Source organism: Pontixanthobacter luteolus, from assembly GCF_009828095.1.
Lineage (GTDB): Bacteria > Pseudomonadota > Alphaproteobacteria > Sphingomonadales > Sphingomonadaceae > Pontixanthobacter > Pontixanthobacter luteolus.
In genome coordinates, this window is sequence record NZ_WTYP01000001.1 from 681014 (window position 1) to 702081 (window position 21068).

A 21068-nucleotide genomic window follows, 5' to 3' on the forward strand; every position below is an offset into this window, starting at 1 on the left:
GCGCTTTGATCATGCCGCAGCTGACAGGTCATCTCCGTGAGGTGCATCAAGGAAGTTCTTGATTTCAATCACGCTTTCTTCCTTGTGGCTGAGCAGGAACAGATGCCCGCCGCCTGCCATCACCACCAGTTCGCTGTTGGGGATCAGGCTTTTAAGGAACTTGCCGTTGATCAACGGGACAATTTGGTCATCGTCGCCCATCAGGATCAGCGTTTCCTTGCGCATGAAGGGCAGGGCGGGCGCGCTGGTCCAGCCGATCATGGCGAGAAGTTGGTACATATATCCGCGCGGACTGGGGGGTGACAGGCGGTCGATATGCTCGTTCTTGCCTTCGTCCACACCGAGCTCATTGCCCAATGCTCCGCCGTATAACGTCTTGAAATGTTTCGCCATGTAGTCTGCGTCGACATAGCGGCGAGGGTTCGCCATCTTGGTCAATGCAGCGGGATTGCCGGGTACCATCAGCATTCCGGCGCTGGTTGCAACCAGGATCAAACGGCGGGTCCTGCCCGGGTGCTGGATCGCGAAGTGCTGGGCCATGCCGCCGCCCCAGCTGATGCCCATCACGTCCACAACATCGAGATTGTAACGGTCAAGAAGCTGGGTAGCGGTCCACGCCATCGTGATGGTGTTATATGGAATGACCGGATCTGGCGAACCGCCGACACCGGGCATATCGAACATGATGAACCCGCGATCGCTCATGGCTTCGGCCAAGGGTGCAACGGCTTCAATGTTTGCACCAATACCGTTGAAAAACAGGATCGGCGGATGGTCGCTTGGTTTGTCAAGGTTCCAGCGTGCAACTCGCAGCTTTCTGCCGCCCACGCTTTCCATCGTCACTTCGGCCGAGGCCATAGGATCGCTCAAGCAAAATTCCTTTGATAATTCAGAAAGATAATTCTTAGACCTCTTCGGAAACGTAAAGCCCCGGTGCAGGATCAAGTGGCTTATACTTGGTATTGCCAAGTTTCTTGGGAGCCGCTTTCTTCTTGCCCGAGCGCTTGGTTACCCATTCTGCCCAGTATGGCCACCAACTACCCGCAACTTCCTCTGTTCCCTGAAGCCATTCATCCGCAGTTGCTGGCAGCTTTCCGCCGCCTTTCTGGACGAAATACTTGGCCTTGGGATTGCCGGGAGGGTTAAGGATCGCCTGCATGTGCCCGGATTGGCTGAGGACGTAGGTCACGTCCTTGGAACCGAACAATTGGGTCGAACGATAGGTCGCCTTCCACGGGGTGATGTGGTCAGTTACGCCGCCCAGAATGAACAGGTCGCTCTTGACCTTCGAAAGGTCGACCTTGTGATCCACCATTTCGACTTCGCCCTTGCGGGTGAAGGCCAGCGTTTCGAAAGCCGTGAGGAAATCGCCCATCAGGCTCGCGGAGAGGTTGGTTGCGTCGGCATTCCAGAACAGCACGTCGAATGCAGGCGGGTCATCGCCGAGCAGGTAATTGTTGATCACGTAATTCCAGATCAGGTCATTCGGCCTGAGCCAGGCAAATCCGCGCGCCAGATCATCTCCCTTGATCACGCCCTTCTTCGCTGCACGGCGGCGAGCCAGTGCCATGCCGTTTTCGCTGACCAGCGATCCGGCTTCGATATCGTTCTGCTTGGGATGAAGCACGCAAACCATCAGGGTGAGCGCGCCGAGCAGGTCGTCCCCGTCGGCAGCCATCTTGCTGGCGACCATCGCAGCGGTTTGCCCGCCCGAACAACCGGCCGATACGTTAACTTTCTTTGACCCTGTGATGGCTGCGGCCGCTTCCATCGCTTCGCGGCAGGAACGGACATAGTCGGCCATATCCCAATGGCCCTGTTCCTTGGTCGGGTTACGCCACGAAATCACGAATGTTTGGATGCCGTTGTCGACCTGCCATTTGACCACGGATTTTTCCGGGCTGAGGTCGTTGATATACATCTTGTTGATCTGCGGCGGGATCGTCAGCTGCGGAATTTCGTAAACTTCGTCAGTCGTCGGAGCGTAATGGATAAGTTCCATCATCTCTGTCCGCAGAACCACAGAACCTTTTGAAATTGCGACATTTTCGCCCAGCTTGAACGGACGCTTGTCGACCTGACTGACCATCCCCTTGTTATGGACCATGTCGTTATAGGCGTTCTTCAGACCCTTGATGAGGCTGAGTCCACCGCTATCGACGAGCCGTTTTTGCGCGGTCGGGTTACCGATCAGGGTGTTGGTCGGTGCCAACCCGTCGATAATGATGTTGGAAATGAAATTGGCCCGGTCCCGCTCAAGATCGTCAAGTTCGAGATCGTCGAGCCAGCTTTTCATGCCTTTCTGTACGGCGAGATAATACTGCGCGCCCGCCCTCAGGAACGGATTATACTGCCATGCGGGATCACGGAAACGTTTGTCTTTCGGATCGGGCGCAAGATCGGATTTGCCGGTCATGATCTTGATCATGTCCTGACCCATCTCTTGAGCGTGCTTCATGGACCGAACCGGATCAGAGGCAGTTTCCCGTAATAACAATGCGATAGCGCCGACAAAATCTTCTCTGGCGAGGCCAATCATTGGCCCCAATGCGGTTGTCGACTGGGCTGCTTCGTCTTCAAGCTTCGTGCCGTTGGCCATGTGCTCTCCTGATACTCTGTTCTGTTTTGCATTTCATGCACGGCAGCCGCTGTCTTGGCAAGCGAACGGATGGCGGCTTTGGCCCCTCTCGTAAATCGTCCGTCTGGTTAACGGTTTTTCAAAGCGGATTTGGCATGGCCGAGGCATGGGCGTACTCCAACCGCAAAAGCGGCCTGAAAATGGTGAACAAACGGTGCGTGAAAGCGCACCCGTTCGCGTGCGCCCTGCCAATGCGGACCACAGCAGCGCAAAGCCGAATAACGAGCAGAAACAAGCCCACACTGCCGACCGCCGTTCAGATGGTGAGCGGCGCAATCCCCTGCGGCGGAGCAAACAGTCTCCCCCGCGGCAGGAATCTCTCGACCCCCCGATAATTCCCGGCCCCTGGTGGTTTGTATCTCTGGCGCTCGGCTTGAGCCTGTTTATTGCAATGGGCATCACTTGGTCGTTGCCATCGCGCGAAATTCTGGTTTCGATCAGTCCGGCGGTTGGCATCAGTGTTCTGTCGCTAAAGCTGGCCAAGATTGAACGGGCAGGACGAGAGACGCCGAGCTATTACAAGCCCCTTGCCTGGGCTACAATCGTCGCGCCGATAGGACTTTTCGCCGCATCGCTCGTTCTGTGGAACCAGCACGCCGGGCTGGGTTGGCCATGGATTGTGGCCGGTATCCTGACAATGAACACTTTGTGTTTCAGCTTGCTGACCGACCGCCCGGTACAGCAAGTCAGCTGCCTGCTGACGTCATGGGGTACAATTGCCGTGCTCGTAGGCAATGCCGATGCTATCGGCGCGCTGATCCTCGCCTCCCTCACGACGATGCTGATCGGTCATTATCAGATCAAAGTGAACCGGGCGCGGCTGGCTGTGCAGCAGGTTCGTGCCCGAGAACAAAACCGCGCCGAGGATATTCTGCGCGATTACGAAGAAACAGGACAGGGCTGGTTCTGGGAGACTGATCGTCGGGGTCTGTTGACCTATGTTTCGCCGTCCGTCGTACGGGTCACTCAAAAACCGGAATCGAGAATACTCGGCAGGCCGTTTGCCGATCTGTTCGACCTTGGCGATGACAACCGCGATGGCGAACGGACCCTGACCTTCCATCTCTCAGCGCGGTCTTCTTTTCAGGAACTCGGCGTGCGTGCAGCCACGCCCGGCGAAGAACGCTGGTGGTCCATTAACGGACGCCCGGCTTATGACAGCTTCCACAACTTCGTGGGTTTCCGCGGTTCGGGTACCGATCTGACCGAGAAGAAGCGCAGCGAGGAAAGCGTAACCCGCCTTGCGCAGTATGATTCGCTTACCGGGCTCGCCAACCGGTTCCAGATGCAGCAGACGCTGGAAAAGATACTTTCCGCCCCGCAGGAACAGCAGCGCGAATGCAGTGTTTTCCTGCTTGATCTGGACCGGTTCAAGCACGTCAACGATACGCTTGGTCATCCGGCTGGAGATGCCCTGCTCAAGCAAGTTTCTCAGCGGTTGGAACGGGCGGTTGGAAGTGATGGCCGCGTCGGCAGGTTGGGCGGCGATGAATTCAAGGTGATCATTGCTGGACGAACAGAGAGAGAGCGTCTCGCGCAGCTCGCCCAGCAAATTATTCACTCGCTTTCGCAGCCCTATTCGATCGAGGGCCAGCGCGTGGTTATCGGTGCATCTATCGGTATCGCCGTCGCGCCTGATGATGGCCTGACCAGCGAATCGATAATCCGCAATTCCGACCTTGCCCTGTATGCGGCTAAGGACGGCGGACGCGGGCGGTATCACTTCTATTCCAACGACCTGCACTCTGCAGCAGAGGAACGCAGTGCGCTGGAGCAGGATCTGCGTGACGCCATCGCCAATGGCGATCTCCAGCTGTTTTATCAGCCCGTTGTGAATGCAGGGGATGATACGCTGAGCGGTTTCGAGGCCTTGCTGAGGTGGAACCACCCGAAGCAGGGCTGGCTGTCCCCTGCGCGGTTCATCCCGATTGCAGAAGATACCGGCCTTATCGCTGCCATTGGCGAATGGGCAATTCGGACGGCTTGTGACGATCTTGCCCGGTGGCCCGAACATATTCGGTGCGCGGTCAACGTCTCGGCTTTGCAGTTCTCGAACCCGCAATTACCGTCGATCATCACGAATGCGATTGCGCGCGCACGGATTGATCCGTCCCGCCTCGAACTGGAGATTACCGAAACGGTATTCCTGAACGACGATGAAGGCACCGATGCGATGTTCACGGCGCTGAAACGCGTGGGCGTACGTCTTGCTCTCGATGATTTCGGTACCGGCTATTCATCGCTCGGCTATTTGAAGAAAGCTCCGTTCGACAAGATCAAGATCGACCAGAGTTTCGTCAGGGGCGCGACCGAGCCTGGTAGCCGCAATGGTGCGATCATCACCTCGATAACGAGCCTCGCCAAGTCACTGGGGATGGATACGACCGCAGAAGGAGTGGAAACGCTGGATGAGCTTGATCTCGTCCGGTCCCTGGGTTGCAGTCATATTCAGGGCTACATCTATTCAAAGGCTGTGAGCTGCGCCGAAGCGACCAAGTTCGTTCTTGCCGGTGGCCGCCTGACTGCGCGCGGACCAAGATCTTCACGTGCGCCGCGCCAGACGATGCTGCGCAAAGTCATGCTCGAAAGCGGCGGCCACTATTACAACGGCACTATCCGGAACATGTCGGTCGGGGGTGCCATGATTGAAGGGTTGTGGAATGTCCCACCCGGCACGGAATTCAACATAGCCTTTTCCGAAAGCGTGATCCTGACCGCACGATCGATTTGGGGACAGGACGACCGGATGGGTGTAAAATTCGCCAAGCCGGTCGACATGGAAAAACTTGGCGCGATGAAGCCGACAATCCATCGTTCAGCACAACCGATTGAAGAAGAAGCGAGACGTTCCGCATGATCCGGCTATTGCATCTGCAAGGCAGTCGCCATGGGTAAGAACGGGTTCCTCGGCCGGTTCAGCGTGGGTGCTGGCAGCGGGCATGGCCTGATGCCCATAGGCAGGGCCGACGCCGCGCAGCGACTTGCGCTGCTGGACAATTTTGAAGAGCTGGGCCTCGGATGGTTCTGGGCGACCGATCCGCGCGGCCGCTTGGTATATCTGTCCGAGAGCGCGGCACGGACTCTCGGAAAAGAGAGTTCGGAGATTATCGGAACGCAGCTTTCCAGCATGTTCGTGTCGGGCAAAATAGACGATCAGGATAAGGTCGAAAGGCCGTTGCCGTTCCTCATCAGCGCGCGCCAGTCATTTGCTGACCTCTCGGTTTGCCTGTTGGTGGATAGCGGGCGAGAAACCTGGTGGGCGATTTCGGGGAAACCCCAGTTCGGCAGTGGCGGCGAGTTTCTCGGATATCGCGGCGGCGCGAAGGATATAACCGCCGACCGCGAACGAGACAGAGACGCCTCGCGGCTTGCGAAATTTGATACGCTTACGGGCCTTGCCAATCGCCATACGATGGAAAAGCGCCTCAGCACGACGTTGACCGCTTACCAGTCCGCCAAACGCAGCTGCGCGCTGATGATGCTCGACCTCGACAGGTTCAAGCAGGTGAATGACACACTTGGCCACCCGGCCGGCGATGAATTGCTGAAACAGGTCGCACAGCGGCTTCAGACAATCATCAAGGACAAGGGTGAGATTGCGCGTCTGGGCGGCGATGAATTCCAGATCATGCTTCCGGATATGGATGATCGCGGCAAGCTCGGTGATCTGGGGCAGAGGATTATCCAGATGATCTCTCAGCCTTACTCGATCGACGGTACAAGAGCGATTATCGGCACGTCGCTGGGCATCGCCATCGCCCCGTATGACGGGCTTGCCTCTGAGGAACTGGTGAGCAGTGCAGACTTGGCGCTCTATGCTGCCAAGGGCGGCGGACGCGGGCAATTCCGCTTTTACTCTAGCGATCTGAAAGACGGGGCGAGGGCGCGAAAGCAGATCGAGGAAGATTTGCGTGACGCCTTGCAACATGAGCAGTTGCAACTGCATTATCAGGCGCTGGTCAAGGCGAGCACCCGTCAGGCGAAGGGTTTCGAGGCGCTGATGCGTTGGCACCACCCGGATCGCGGCTGGATCAGCCCGGCACAATTCATTCCGATTGCAGAAGAAACCAGCATCATTGCCGAAATCGGGGAGTGGGCACTGAAGCGCGCATGCATGGATGCAGCGCAATGGCCGGATGGCATTACTGTTGCGGTCAACGTGTCGGCCGTCCAATTTTCCGATGAAGACTTTCCGTCGATTGTAGAGCGTGCGTTGAGCCAGTCGGGCCTTGATCCGAAGAGGTTGGAACTCGAAATTACCGAGAGCGTGTTCATGTCGGACCCGTATGCGACGAAGCGGATGTTCGCCCAGCTCAAGGAACTGGGCGTGCGGCTGGCACTCGACGATTTTGGTACCGGATATTCCTCGCTCGGCTACCTTCGTGACGCGCCTTTCGACAAGATCAAGATTGACCAGAGCTTTGTCCGGGGTGCAACCGAACAGGGCAATAACAATTCTGCAATCATCACCGCCATCGTCAGCCTTGCCGGCGCTCTCAACATGGAGACAGTCGCAGAAGGCGTGGAGGCGATGGACGAGCTGGAACTCGTCACAGCACGCGGTGCAGATACGATCCAGGGTTACATTTTTGCCAAGGCGATGCCGCAAAGCGACGTGTTGGAAAGGCTAGGCTCGGGATCTCTGGAATTCGAACCGGTTGGCCCGGCACGGCACCGTGCAGATCGAAAAACGGTGTTTCGCAAGATTGGCGTGATCCATGAGGATCACCGCTACGATGCCGTTCTTCGAAATTTGTCGAAAACCGGTGCCATGATCGAAGGGCTGCTCGACGTGCCAACGGGCACCAAATTGGTGCTTGATCTTGGCGGGGGGCAATTGGCAGTTTGCACCGTGCGCAGATCGAACGGCGCATCGCAGGGCCTGGAATTTGAAATGGCCTTGGTGAGCGACGGGGCAGACGGATTGTGCACGCGTCACCGTGTCTCTCCTTACGCCTTGGCCGCTGCGGGTATGCCGTTGGCCGCGCTGCCAGCTGGAAACTACCCCTTGATCAAGAACCAGCATGCCGATGGGACACCGTCTATACCGGCTTTCATGCAGATCGATTTGTCGAAAGCCAGCTACGGAAGCTGACGCTTTTGCTCAACCGCTACCAAAAAGCGCGGACGAGCACGCAATAAAGCTGACATTGCTTTGCTTCGTCGCTATTTGCGCGGGCGATGACTGAACTTTCCAAAATCCGCAATTTTTCCATCATAGCCCATATCGACCATGGCAAGTCGACGCTGGCCGACCGGTTGATCCAGTTCACCGGCGGGCTGACCGACCGCGAGATGTCCGAGCAAGTGCTTGATAACATGGACATCGAGAAGGAGCGCGGCATCACCATCAAGGCCCAGACCGTGCGCCTGCATTACACCGCGAAGGATGGCGAGACCTATCAGCTCAACCTGATGGACACGCCCGGCCACGTCGATTTCGCATACGAGGTTTCGCGCAGCCTGGCCGCGTGCGAAGGCGCGCTGCTGGTGGTCGACGCCGCTCAAGGGGTCGAGGCGCAGACGCTGGCCAATGTCTACCAGTCGATCGAGCATGACCACGAAATCGTGCCCGTCATCAACAAGATCGACCTGCCCGCCGCCGAACCCGAAATGGTCCGCAAGGAAATCGAGGATGTCATCGGCCTCGACGCGTCCGAAGCGGTGCTCGCCAGCGCAAAATCGGGCATCGGGATCGAGGATATCCTGGAACAGGTGGTCAAGAAGATCCCCCCGCCCAAGGGTGACCGCGACGCCCCGCTCAAGGCCAGCCTGGTCGACAGCTGGTACGATCCGTATCTCGGCGTCGTCATCCTGATCCGCGTGATCGACGGGGTGGTGAAGAAAGGCCAGCAGGTCAAATTCATGCAGGGCGGGACAGAGCACCTGATCGACCGCGTCGGCTGCATGCGCCCGAAGATCGAGCAATTGCCCGAACTCGGCCCCGGCGAAATCGGTTTCATCACCGCGCAGATCAAGGAAGTCGAACAGGCCCGCGTGGGTGACACCATCACCACGGTGAAGGGCGGGGCGACCCAGCCGCTGAAGGGGTACAAGGAAGTGCAGAGCGTGGTGTTCTGCGGCCTGTTCCCCGTCGACGCCGCCGATTTCGAGAAACTGCGCGAATCCATCGGCAAGCTGCGGCTGAACGATGCCAGCTTCACGTTTGAAATGGAAAGCAGCGCCGCGCTCGGCTTCGGCTTCCGTTGCGGCTTCCTCGGCCTGCTGCACCTAGAGATTATCCAGGAACGCCTCAGCCGCGAATACGATCTGGACCTGATCACCACCGCGCCCAGCGTTGTATACCGCATCCAGCTGAACAAATCGAAGAACGACGATGCCCGCACGATAGAGCTGCACAACCCCGCCGATTATCCCGACCCCAGCCGGATCGAGAGCATCGAGGAACCGTGGATCAAGGCGACCATTTACACGCCCGACGAACATCTCGGCGCGATCCTGAAACTGTGCCAGGACCGGCGCGGCGTGCAAACCGACCTGACCTATGTCGGCGGCCGCGCGCAGGTGACATACGAATTGCCGCTGAACGAGGTGGTGTTCGATTTCTACGACCGCCTGAAATCCATCAGCCGCGGCTATGCCAGCTTCGATTACGAACAGATCGGCCTGCGCGAAGGCGATCTGGTGAAAATGAACATCCTGGTGAACAACGAACCGGTCGACGCGCTATCGATGATCGTCCACCGCAATGTGGCCGAGGCACGCGGACGAGGCATGTGCGAACGGCTGAAAGACCTGATCCCGCGCCACCTGTTCAAAATCCCGATCCAGGCGGCCATCGGCGGCAAGGTAATCGCCCGCGAAACGATCAGCGCCATGCGCAAGGACGTGACCGCCAAATGTTACGGCGGCGATATCTCGCGCAAAAAGAAACTTCTGGAAAAACAGAAGAAGGGCAAGGCCAAGATGCGCGAATACGGCAATGTGAGCATTCCGCAGGAAGCGTTTATCGCTGCGCTGCGGATGGGGGAGGAGTAGCACCCGTTTTAAGTTCCGACTCGGCTTTATGTATGCCAATCAGTCTCACTCCAAAGTGCTCAATTTAGACGGCGGGCACATGTCCGTTTGAATGTTTTGTAAGGGCCTCCTACCCCTTACTGTTTTGTTGGCAAATTGATTATCCCACCATGAATGGGTCCTTCAATTCCCATTTCCGGCCTGAATGCTCCAGCTTTCCTTTCAACCGAATAGGACGACCACTGCCATGCGCGTCCAAGGCTCTGAGGTAGTCTTTTGGGCTAAGTGAAGTGCGAACGGTGATATCTCCATGTTTCTCGCTAGCCCAATGTAGCGCTACCTCACGGTCCCCAAACTTGTCCTGAACATTCGATGGATCACCAGTACTGGACAGTGAGACAACCCGCCCACGGACATCAGCATCTATCGGCTCTGGAGGTCTGCGTAGTTTTTTCGCTGCTGCTTTCGAGGCTTCGAGATGTGCAGGGCCAATCACTATTTTCTTTTGTTCTGCAGCGACTATTGAACTTTTCCACTCAGGACTGAGCGAGAAATCGAAAACCATTTCGGCGTGGGAGGTGGATTCGACGAGCGCGGAAAGGTGGTCGCACATGTTAGCGCTGAGACCACTTTTGTACCCTTCAACGATCGGGTCAATGTTATCCGCAATTACGGCCTCTTCCAGTGTCTTCAGGCCAACGGCGAGGCGCTCAATAACTCTGCGTTCAAACGGCTGTTGAGGTTCGACATCCGGCATGCCCGTCTGGTCATGAGGGCTGAGCGGCGATTCGATCGTAAAGCCGAAGCTGCCGCGGAAAGTGTGACCGAAGCGACAGTTATTTGCATAATGACCGCCAGCTTTCAGCGACCGTTCGTAGTAAGGCTTAGGATCTAACTCAGTAGAGGCTGTGGCCGCCAAGACGTTGCGAAAGCCCTTTATAAAGCTTTCCGCGCGCTCTAACACGATTGTGTCGTTGACGACGTAAGTGTCTGGAATGCGTGACCTGACAACGTCGAAGCCAATCTGCCTAATACTCCTTATGACGTCTTTTGGGTTCCGCCCTTCGACTGCAGCTAGGGCATGAACCACCCTTCCGACTAGCAGTTCGTATTCCTTAGTGTCTCTAGCGGTCGGTACGACTAACTCAATATTGTTGAGTGCCGGGTCCTTCGATGTGAAGACAGTGAAGGTCTCGTCCTGTGAATCAACTTCAGTCCTGCGCGCCTTAAGAAGGCGAAGCATTGTCTCGCTAAGTCTCGACCCTTCCAAATCTTTCGAAGGCTTCGCTGCGTGTTTATCGTCCCAAGCGCGAACTTTTAGGTATCTTCGGAGAAGTCCCAGCGGAACTCCGCCAAGCTCTATTGATCCAGCGCTCATGTCACCATTCCCAACCTGCGGAGTTTCTCGGCTTTCAGAAGCTCAAGAAGTGCCTTGGGGGTGAAAACCTGTGTCTCAGGAATTTTGATGCGCTTCGTTGTGTTTTCGTTCGCTAGGGGCGTGCCAGTGATAATGTCCCAGTAGCATGCGGTCTTTAAGGTAGTCGTTGCCGAATTAATCAGGTGCCAGTCCACCGCGTTCTTCGGTAGGCAGAGAAGAATTAGGATTAGTGTGGTTTCGTGCGGCTCTCGGCTCACGAGATCATTGTATGTCTTTCCTTCCAAGTCATAGATAACTTCGCCGCCTTTGATCTCCCAGTTCACGGATGCTTTTGCTTGGAATTGAAGTGGAAGTCCGGACTGCACACGGCGCTTTTCGCGGAAGATTACCGAGTCAAACTGACCGTCAACACCGTAGTCATATTCCGGCTTGGCGGTCAGGAGTGTGCCCGCCATACCAGACACTGCCTGGATATGCGCCATGCAAATGCTTTCTTTACAGTGATTTACGGTGATGCTCACACCTGCCAGTCATAGGAGAAATATTCCCGAACACAAGTCCATAAAACAAGACTCGATTGGGGCGCATGTTTTCACTTGGCGAGCAACCGAGTATGAAACGTAATAATCGCGGCGAGACGAAGTCCGAAGAAATAATTCATAATCCGTGGGAGCCTCGTTCGGAAATTCCGGGGACAGTGTACTTAATTCATTCTCTCGCCCTTTAAGTGCTTGGCGTGGCGCCGGGAGTATCACGCCTTCGCGGCTTGACTTGGTCCTCTCTCACAAACGGGAGGGGAGGGCAGGTCACGACGGTTTTCCCAAAATGCGTAAGCCTTTTGTTTGGCCCCTGCGGGCGGGAGCCATCCGGCTCCCTTGCTTCCTCGCACAAGCTCGGGCGGGCGGTTGCGCTTGCGAGGCCGTTGGCCTCGGGTCATCGCAAGCCATCTATCTCGCGCCTGATCCTGGTCGCGGCAGCCAGAGCGCGACTGCGCGGCGCGCGGTTAGCGCGGTAGCCTGAGCGAGCGGATGCGACCGCCGGCGCTTGAGGCCATCACAAACAGACTCACTGCCACCCATCATCCTTGATCGACCGCCAGCGCGGGTTTTCCTCTGCGGGCCGCTCGGCTGGTTTGCGTTTGCCCCAGCCGGGCGGGGGTAGGGTGGGGGTTTCCTCCGGTCTGCCGCCTCTTTTGCGCAATTGCACGGCGCGTTCGATCTCGGCGTGTTCTGTGGCGATATCCTCTTCGCTGGCGAGGTGGGCGGGCATCTGAACCTCGCGTTTCAGGTCGCGGGCGCGCAGTTCCTCGTATCGGCGGTAGGCATCGCGGGTTTCGGGGGACAGGGTTTTCCATTCGGCGGCATGGCGGGCCTCTATGCTCTGGCGCAGTTCATCCAGCTTGGCATCGATGATCTGGCGGGCGCGCTGGGCGGTCTCCATCTTTTGCTGCGGGCTGGCGGGTTCCTGATCCGCCTTCTGGCCTGCTTGCTGCTCAGCTTCCCATTCCTTGCGGTATTCCTGCCGCCACTGTTTTTTCAGCCGCTTCAGTTCCATCTTGCCGACCGCGTTCAGCGATTTGGCGCTGCCTTCGGCGAACCGTTCGGGCGCGCGGTTCCTCAGCATGAACATCAGCAGCCGGTCGTTCACCACGCGGCGGGTGCCGACCAGTTTGCCATAGGAATAGACCGGCACCTCCACCCCGTTCAGCGCGCGGTCCATCGCGGTATCCTCTATCCGCTGCACGCCCAGATCCAGTGCGGCCTGCCATGCGGCGCGGAAGCTTTCGGCGCCCGGCTGGCGGCGCAGATAATATGCGCCGGGCTGGCTCATATCCACCGCCTTGCACGCGGCGTGGACGCTGCCGGTGTCGGCCAGCGCCTCGATAAAGGCGCGCTGGCGCTGTTCGGTCCAGCCGTCATGCCGGTTGCCCTGGCGTGGGACGGGGGTGAAATCGGGCAGCTGGCCAGCGGGGTTTGCAGCGGGGAGGGTTGTGCGAACGGTGCGGGGATCGGTGCGGCGCGTCATGCGCGGGGGCAAAGCATGGCGCGCGGTGTGTAGGACAGCGGTTTGTGCAGGCGGGCTGATTTCCACGTCTTTGCGCGCGGGCGGCCCAGACTTCACTTGGCGTTCAGAAAGCCAGTGGCTATAGGCAGCGCATGATCACGACATCGCGCCGCTCGCTCAAGTTGACCCTCACTGCAGCCATGGTTGCCGGTTCCACCCTGCTCAGCGGGTGTGCGGCGTTTGGCGGCGGCGGGGACGACGGCACCGATACAGCCTATGTCGCGCGCGATGTGGAATCGCTGTATTCCGAGGCGAAACGGCGGCTGGAAGGCGGCAACACCAAACTCGCCGCGGCCCTGTTTGACGAGGTGGAGCGTCAGCACCCTTATTCGCCGTGGGCCCGCCGCGCGCAGCTGATGAGCGCGTTCTCCTATTACTCGGCCCGCGATTACAACAAGGCGGTGGCAAGCGCGCAGCGTTTCCTGTCGATCCATCCGGGTAACAAGGATGCGCCCTATGCCTATTACCTGATCGCTCTCAGCTATTACGAGCAGATCAGCGATGTGCAGCGCGACCAGAAAATCACCGAGCAGGCGCGTGTCGCGCTGACCGAAGTGAACCGCCGTTTCCCGCAGAGCGAATACGCAGCCGATGCGCGCCTCAAGCTTGACCTGGTGAACGACCACCTCGCGGGCAAGGAAATGGAAATCGGGCGGTATTACCAGCGTTCGGGCCGCTGGCTCGCGGCGCAAATCCGGTTCCAGAACGTGGTCGACAATTTCCAGACCACCAGCCACGCACCCGAAGCGCTCTACCGTCTGACAGAAAGCAGCCTCGCGCTGGGCATCCCTCAGGAAGCGGTGAAATATGCCGCTGTTCTCGGTGCAAACTATCCGGGCAGCGAATGGTACGACAAGGCCTATGACCTTGTGCAGGACGAGGCCCCTGGCGCAACCGCCGGCTAAATAGCCGCACACGCCCGTTTTTATTGCATTGCAGGCGCCGCGAAAGGCGCCTGCTCGCTTGGCTCAGGTCGGCGCGCGCAGGCCGGTAACCGCCCGCATTTGCGGCAGGTTGCCCCCGGTTATCGACAGGCGCTGCCCGCGCGCTTGCATTTGCCTCTTGGCCCGATAAACATAATCCCAGAGGACGCGTCTGCATTCTTATGACGCTGGGGTCGCATTGAACTATAAAATTCGAGAATCGCTTTTTGGCCTGATTTGTGCCGCCGCGCTTGCGTTTGTGCTTGGTGCGGCAATTTTTGTGCCGGGCGCATCTGCACAAGTGGTGCCATCGGTCCTCGAAGAACTGCGGCTGGTTACGCAGGACGAAGGCTCCGCCAAATTCATCCTGCGCTTTTCGCCCGCCGAACCGCGCGTCGCCACCGTCGACCGCGACCCCAATCGCCCGGAGCTGGTCATGGCGACCACGCTCAAGACCGGCCGAATTGCCTCGCGCCAGACCTATCGCGGGCTGGTGCGATCGCTCCAGTTCGAGACGCAGGGAAGCAGCCTCGTATTACGGTTCAGCACTGCATTGCCTTCCACGATCCGGGCAGAACGTATGGGCGCAAACTCTATTCAGGTCAGCGTCGACCGGGTTTCCGAGGAGGAAGTGCTCGGCAGCCGGCCGATCGGTTCCGCCGGCGAGGATGTCGTTCCGCAGCAGGAACTCAGCCGCGGACCGATCGATGCCTATCAGCCGGGCGATGCCTATGAGCTGGTGTTCCTGAAATATGCGGATGTTTCCGAAGTGGTCGGGCTGCTGGCCGAGGGTGTTGAGATTTCGCCCAACGATGTCTTCATCCGGCGCGAGCCGGGCTTTGGATCGCCTGCCGCCAACCAGCAAACAAGCTATATCGGTGCCCCGCAGCAGGCAGAGCGTGAAAGCGTTCCCTTGGGGAAGAATTTCGGCAACGGCCTGGCGGTCGACCGCCGGCTTAACGCGATCTGGATAACCGGCACGCCGGACAGGATCGACCGGGTGAAACGTCAGATCGAGCTGATCGACGTGCCGGTAGACAGCGTGATTCTGGAAACACAATTTGTCGAACTGACCGAAACCGGGGCGCGCAATCTGGGGCTCGATCTGAACAATCAGAACGGCCAGATCGGCGTTGGCACGCTGACGACTGGATCATTCCTCCCGTTTGGCATCGATCCGAACGATGTGCTGCCTTCGGGCGTGCTCCAGGCTGCGATTTATGCGCAGATCCAGAAGGGAGAGGGGCGCATTGTTTCCCGTCCGCGCATCGCCGCACAAAGCGGTTCGACGGCAAAGATCATCACCGGAGACGCGCTGCCCATCCTGACATCCATCCAGCTTTCGGGCGTCAACGGCGTTTCCCAGCAGGTGCAGTATGTAAATGTCGGCGTGACCCTGCAGATCGCGCCGCGAGTCAGCAGCGATGGTTACATCACGTCCAAGATTTACGGCGTCGTTTCCAGTGTGACCGGCTTCTCGCAAGGGTATCCCACCATCAGCCAGCGCGAGGCAGAGACGAGCGCTTCGGTACGCGACGGGGAAACTTTCGTCATCGGCGGGCTGACACAGGAAAACGTTCTGACCACCAAATCGAAGGTTCCTCTGCTGGGAGATATACCGCTGGTGGGAAATCTGTTCCGGAACGAACGTTCGACCAGCACGAAGACCGAACTCTATATCGTCATAACCCCGCGGATCGTGCGCCACCGGCGTTTCGAAGATCAAAGGTCGACGGGCGATTCAGTTGAACAGGAATTGGAGCCAGAGACGGCCGGATATTGAAGCAGTAAGTCGCTGCCCTCCTGAAAAATACAATATTTCCGATTGATCCGCCTCTGGCGAAGTTTAGCCTTGCTTGTCATTTGCCGATATACTGGCATCGTTACTTGTCCGTAAACTATTGCCCCGATTGATTATTCACGGTTTTCCAAATTAATTTGGAATTAAGCGTAATTTACACTCGACAGGGAAATATTCTTCGATACGTTCACTGACTTCAGCCGTTCCGGGTCGCGGGCGGTTGTAGGGACTGAAAACGTACTGGAGGGTACAATAATGAACTTCAAAACTCTCGTCGTGGTCGCGGCGTTGCCGCTAGTTGCGATGGCTACGCCGGCGCAGGCTCAGAAGGCGGGCGACAAGATCGCCAACAGCTATATCTGCGTATTCAATGGCAAGGTATCTCGCGGCAACGCCCGTGCAGAAGCGCAACGTTCGGCACAGGCCGAACAGGCCCAGCTCAAGCATGTCTACAGCGTCGCCCTGCGCGGCTTCGCAGTCAATGCCGCGCCGCAGGCGGTTGCCAACATGCAGCGCAACAACGCCAACATTGCCTATTGCGAGCAGGACCAGGTCGCCACGGCGATCCAGTTCCGCGGCCAGAAGGGCAAGCCGGGCGGCGGCGGCGGCGGTAGTCAGCCGGCGCAGGAAACTCCGTGGGGTATCGCCCGCGTTAACGGCGGCGGCGCAGGTAACTTTGCAACCGCATGGGTAATCGACAGCGGCATTCAGCTCGATCATCCCGATTTGAACGTCGATCTGGCTCGTTCAGCCAGCTTCCTCAGCCGGGGCGATGCGAATGACCAGAACGGTCACGGAACCCATGTTGCCGGCACCATTGCTGCGATTGACAACAATATCGGCGTGATCGGTGTTGCGCCGGGTGCACCGGTTGTCTCGGTTCGCGTGCTTGACCGCCGCGGTTCGGGTTCGTTCTCAGGCGTTATCGCCGGGATCGATTATGTCGCGCAGTATGGCCGTCCGGGCGATGTTGCCAATATGAGCCTTGGCGGCGGTGTCAGCGATGCGCTGGATACGGCAGTCGTCAACGCAGCAGCTGGCGGTGTGCGTTTCGCACTGGCTGCCGGTAACGAAAGCGACCACGCAAACAACCATTCGCCAGCCCGTGCAAATGGCCCGAACGTGTTTACCGTTTCGTCCTTTGCGATTGGCGATAACTGGTCCAGCTTCTCCAACTTCGGCAACCCGCCGGTTGATTTTGCTGAGCCGGGCTCGTCGATCAAATCGACCTGGACCGGTAGTGGTTACAACACCATCTCCGGCACCTCGATGGCCACCCCGCATCTCGCCGGCATCTTGCTGCAGGGCGCGGTTGGTAACGGTGGCCGCGTGAACGGCGATCCAGACGGCAATGCCGACACGATCGGTGTCGTAAACTAAGCCAGCCGAAAAGCTGAATTGATCGGGGCGGTCCATGCGAAAGCGGGCCGCCCCTTTCTTATGTCAGGCCGCCAGTCTGACTGGGCGAAAAGATTGTTTGCAAACCGTCCTTGGCATCGTGACGCGCGGTTTTCATTCGGCTACAGCTTGCAGGGTCTATGCTGACCCAGCTTTCCATTCGTAACATCGTGCTGATCGAGGCGCTGGACCTGCAATTTGCGGGCGGTCTTGGTGTGCTGACCGGTGAAACCGGGGCTGGCAAGTCGATCCTGCTCGATGCTCTTGGCCTCGTGCTCGGCAACCGTGCCGATAGCGGTCTTGTTCGTGCCGGCGAAGAACAGGCCAGCGTAACGGCCACGTTCGAATTTGAAGTGGTACCCAAATCGATATCGCAGGTGCTGGACGATGCCGAGGTAGAGATCGAACCGGGCGAACCGCTGATACTGCGCCGCCGGGTCAAGGCAGATGGTGGTTCCAAGGCATTCGTAAACGACCAGCCGGTTGGCGTGGCACTGCTGCGCGAAATGGCGGGCGCGTTGGTCGAACTGCATGGTCAACATGATGATCGCGGCCTCGTAAACCCGCGCGGGCACCGGATGCTGCTCGATCGATATGCCGGGGCAAACACCGGCGCTGTCGCGGCAGCATGGGGCGAATGGCGACAGGCGATGTCTGCGCTGGAAGAAGCCAAGGCGTCGATCGTCCAGGCAAAAGAAGATCAGGATCTGCTGATCGCGCATCTCGCCGAACTGACCGAACTGCAGCCCGAAGTGGGCGAGGAAGCGCGCCTGGCCGGATTGCGTGCCGACATGCAGAAGGGCGAGCGGCTGCAGGGCGAACTGGAAGATTTGCGCAAGGTTTGGGACGGGTCGAACTCGCCGCTTGCCTCGCTGCGCAGTGCTGCACGCAAGCTGGACCGGATTGCGGAAGAACATCCGCTGTTGTCTGATGCGCTGGCCTCGCTCGATCGTGCGGTGATCGAGGCGGGGGAGGCAGAGGAAAAGCTGACCGAAGCCGGTTACCAGCTGATCCACGATCCAGCCGCTCTCGATGATGCGGAAACACGGTTGTTCGAACTGCGGGCGGCAGCGCGCAAGCATCGCTGCGACGTCGACACGCTGCCCGAACTGGCGCGTGAAATGCGCGCCCAGCTTGACGCCATCGAAGGCGGGGAGGCTGGCATCGGCGCGCTTGAAAAAGCGGCTGGCGCAGCGGGCGATGCGTACCGCGAAAAGGCAGGCGCATTGCACGAAGCGCGGGTGAAAGCCGCGGCCAGGCTGGACAAGGCGGTTGCTGCAGAACTGGCGCCGCTGAAACTGGATGCCGCGCGGTTTAAAACTTCGGTCGAACAATTGCCGGAAGAACGCTGGGGCGCGAGCGGGATGGATGGGGTGGAATTCCTTATCGCGACCAATCCGGGTGCCGATTTCGCCCCGCTGGGCAAGATTGCATCGGGCGGCGAGCTGTCCCGCTTTATCCTGGCGCTGAAAGTCGCGCTGGCGGAAAAAGGCGGCGCGGCGACAGTGATCTTTGACGAGATCGACCGCGGGGTCGGCGGCGCGGTGGCCAGCGCTATTGGCGACCGGCTGGCACGGCTAGCGTCCGGCGGGCAATTGCTCGCCGTAACGCACAGCCCGCAAGTGGCCGCCCGGGGCGGCGAACATTACATGATTGCGAAGTCATCCGAGGGCACCGTTACCCGGACCTCGGTCGGCTTGCTGGATGCGGGTCAGCGCAAGGAAGAAATCGCGCGAATGCTGTCGGGTGCCGAGGTGACCGATGAAGCACGGGCGCAGGCAGACAGGCTTTTGGAAGGGGTGTAAATGCCGGACATCACCGAAGCCGAAGCTGCCAATGAACTCATGCGCCTGGCAAGGCAAATTGCGCGGCATGACGAACTGTATCATGCCAAGGATGCGCCGGAAATTTCCGATCCGGAATATGATGCGCTGGTGCGCCGGAATGCCGAACTGGAGGCGCAGTTTCCGCATCTTGTGCGGCCCGACAGTCCCTCGCAGAAGGTCGGGCACCAGATCGCAGCATCACCGCTGAGCAAGGTCCGCCACGAAGTTCGCATGATGAGCCTCGACAATGCATTCGCGGACGAGGAAGTGGCGGAGTTTGTCGCCCGTGTCCGGCGGTTTCTTGCACTGCCGGAAGACGCCGCGATCGCCTTCACAGCGGAGGACAAAATCGACGGGCTATCCTGCTCGCTGCGCTACGAAAACCGCAAGTTGGTGCGCGCGGCGACCCGCGGGGACGGGCAGGTTGGCGAAGATGTGACGCCCAACGTTGCGCATATCTCCGACATACCGCAGCAATTGCCTGCCGACGCGCCTGACGTGTTCGAAATTCGCGGCGAGGTGTACATGGCGCGCGCCGATTTTGCTGCACTGAATGCGGCGCAGGAGGCAGCCGGAGGGAAATTGTTCGCCAATCCGCGCAACGCCGCTGCCGGTTCCCTGCGCCAGAAAGATGCCAGCGTCACGGCGAAACGCCCGCTGAAATTCTGGGCGCATGGCTGGGGCGATGTGTCGCAAGTGCCGGGCGCGACGCAGGTCGATGTGGTGGAGCAGCTGGCCAAGTGGGGCGTGCCGGTTTCACCGCTGTTCCAGCGCTGCGAAACTCTCGACCAGATGTTCGCCGCCTACGCTGCGATTGCGGCGGCGCGCGCTGACCTGCCCTATGAAATCGACGGAGTTGTCTACAAAGTCGACCGGCTGGACTGGCAGCAAAGGCTTGGTTTTGTGACCAAGTTTCCGCGCTGGGCCATTGCCCGCAAATTCCCTGCGGAACAGGCCGAAACCACGCTGGAAAACATCGACATCCAGGTTGGCCGCACAGGCAAGCTGACCCCGGTCGGCCGCCTCGCGCCGGTGCTGGTCGGCGGGGTCACGGTGACCAATGTGACGCTGCACAACAAGGACGAGATCGAGCGGCTAGGCGTTCGGCCCGGTGACCGGATCAAGGTCCAGCGCGCCGGCGATGTTATCCCCCAAGTGGTCGAGAACCTGACCCGCGATGAACAGCGCGAACCCTATGTCTTTCCCGACCATTGCCCAGAATGCGGCAGCGAAGCCGTGGCGGAGGAGGGCGAGGTCGATGTGCGCTGCACCGGCGGGCTGATCTGCCCGGCACAGCGGACCGAGCGGCTGAAGCATTTCGTCAGCCGTGCGGCGCTGGATATCGACGGGCTGGGCGAGAAAACCATCGACCAGTTCTTTGCGCTTGGCTGGCTGGAAAGTCCGGCAGATATATTCCGCCTGCACCAGCGCAAGGACGAGATTCTCGCGCTTGAGGGGTGGCAGGACAAGTCTGTGGAGAAACTGTTGGCATCGGTGGAAAACCGCCGCCAGCCCGATGCTGCGCGGCTGTTGTTCGGCCTCGGCATTCGGCACGTAGGCGCGGTGACCGCACGCGATTTGCTGAAATATTTCCACGAATTGCCCGCAATCCGCGATGCCGCGCAGAAGGCCCGCGCCGGCGACGAAGAAGCCGCCAGCCTGCTGACCAGTATAGACGGGATCGGCGGCGCGGTGGTCGAGGCATTGGGCGATTTTTTCCATGAACCGCATAACGTTGCGGTTTGGGAAGACCTGCTGAGCGAAGTCAGCCCGCCGCGTTACGAGGTCGAAACGCTGGACAGCCCCGTGGCCGGCAAAACCGTGGTGTTCACCGGCAAGCTGGAAACCATGAGCCGCGACGAGGCCAAGGCGCAGGCTGAACGCTTGGGGGCGAAAGCTTCCGGTTCTGTCAGTGCCAAGACCGACCTGCTGGTTGCCGGGCCCGGCGCGGGCAGCAAGCTGAAAAAGGCGCAGGATCTCGGGATTGAAACGATTGACGAAGCAGGCTGGGCCGAAATCGTAAAGGCCGCAGGCTGACGGATATTGTCGCAAGGGGGAACAC

Annotated in this window: 13 protein-coding genes; 8 read left to right on the plus strand and 5 right to left on the minus strand. The window is 59.0% G+C overall.

The window, feature by feature from the left end:
- Positions 1-9 precede the first annotated feature (9 nt).
- Positions 10-870 carry an alpha/beta fold hydrolase gene (locus tag GRI43_RS03295; RefSeq protein ID WP_235903591.1) on the minus strand — a complete coding sequence of 287 codons (861 nt, stop codon included), beginning with the start codon at positions 868-870 and terminating at the stop codon, positions 10-12.
- Between the two features lie 34 nt (positions 871-904).
- On the minus strand, positions 905-2599 hold the full coding sequence (locus GRI43_RS03300) for a PHA/PHB synthase family protein (protein WP_160729655.1): 1695 nt from the start codon (positions 2597-2599) through the stop codon (positions 905-907).
- Between the two features lie 145 nt (positions 2600-2744).
- On the opposite strand from GRI43_RS03300, the gene GRI43_RS03305 reads away from it, so the two are divergent.
- The 3 genes from GRI43_RS03305 to lepA all read left to right on the plus strand — a co-directional run bounded on the left by GRI43_RS03305 (position 2745) and on the right by lepA (position 9637).
- Positions 2745-5495, plus strand: a complete 2751-nt coding sequence (locus tag GRI43_RS03305) for an EAL domain-containing protein (protein ID WP_160729656.1) — start codon at positions 2745-2747, stop codon at positions 5493-5495.
- Between the two features lie 30 nt (positions 5496-5525).
- A complete protein-coding gene (locus GRI43_RS03310; protein ID WP_235903593.1) occupies positions 5526-7733 on the plus strand; it encodes a putative bifunctional diguanylate cyclase/phosphodiesterase in 2208 nt (735 codons plus the stop codon).
- An 86-nt stretch (positions 7734-7819) separates the two neighbouring features.
- A complete protein-coding gene (gene lepA, locus GRI43_RS03315; RefSeq protein ID WP_160729657.1) occupies positions 7820-9637 on the plus strand; it encodes a translation elongation factor 4 in 1818 nt (605 codons plus the stop codon).
- 139 nt (positions 9638-9776) lie between these two features.
- On the opposite strand, the gene GRI43_RS03320 is transcribed toward lepA, so the two are convergent.
- The 3 genes from GRI43_RS03320 to GRI43_RS03330 all read right to left on the minus strand — a co-directional run bounded on the left by GRI43_RS03320 (position 9777) and on the right by GRI43_RS03330 (position 13019).
- The gene (locus tag GRI43_RS03320) at positions 9777-10994 is read right to left on the minus strand and encodes a hypothetical protein (RefSeq protein ID WP_160729658.1); all 1218 of its coding nucleotides are present in this window, start codon (positions 10992-10994) and stop codon (positions 9777-9779) included.
- Positions 10991-11476, minus strand: a complete 486-nt coding sequence (locus GRI43_RS03325) for a DUF4365 domain-containing protein (protein ID WP_160729659.1) — start codon at positions 11474-11476, stop codon at positions 10991-10993. Before GRI43_RS03325 ends, GRI43_RS03320 begins: the two co-directional genes overlap by 4 nt.
- Before the next feature lie 583 nt (positions 11477-12059).
- A complete protein-coding gene (locus tag GRI43_RS03330; protein WP_160729660.1) occupies positions 12060-13019 on the minus strand; it encodes a hypothetical protein in 960 nt (319 codons plus the stop codon).
- Positions 13020-13150: 131 nt separating this feature from the next.
- Between GRI43_RS03330 and GRI43_RS03335 the strand changes: the two genes are divergently transcribed.
- The 5 genes from GRI43_RS03335 (at position 13151) to ligA (ending at position 21043) form a co-directional block, all read left to right on the plus strand.
- Positions 13151-13963, plus strand: coding sequence for an outer membrane protein assembly factor BamD (locus GRI43_RS03335; RefSeq protein ID WP_235903594.1), 813 nt, complete (start codon positions 13151-13153; stop codon positions 13961-13963).
- Between the two features lie 217 nt (positions 13964-14180).
- Positions 14181-15764: a type II secretion system protein GspD gene (locus GRI43_RS03340; protein WP_160729661.1), complete on the plus strand. Its 1584-nt coding sequence runs from the start codon at positions 14181-14183 to the stop codon at positions 15762-15764.
- 273 nt (positions 15765-16037) lie between these two features.
- Positions 16038-17162 (plus strand): S8 family serine peptidase, encoded by a 1125-nt coding sequence (locus GRI43_RS03345; protein ID WP_160729662.1) that lies wholly within the window; start codon positions 16038-16040, stop codon positions 17160-17162.
- Between the two features lie 158 nt (positions 17163-17320).
- Positions 17321-18985: a DNA repair protein RecN gene (gene recN, locus GRI43_RS03350; RefSeq protein ID WP_160729663.1), complete on the plus strand. Its 1665-nt coding sequence runs from the start codon at positions 17321-17323 to the stop codon at positions 18983-18985.
- A complete protein-coding gene (gene ligA, locus GRI43_RS03355) occupies positions 18986-21043 on the plus strand; it encodes an NAD-dependent DNA ligase LigA (RefSeq protein ID WP_160729664.1) in 2058 nt (685 codons plus the stop codon).
- Positions 21044-21068: the final 25 nt, after the last annotated feature.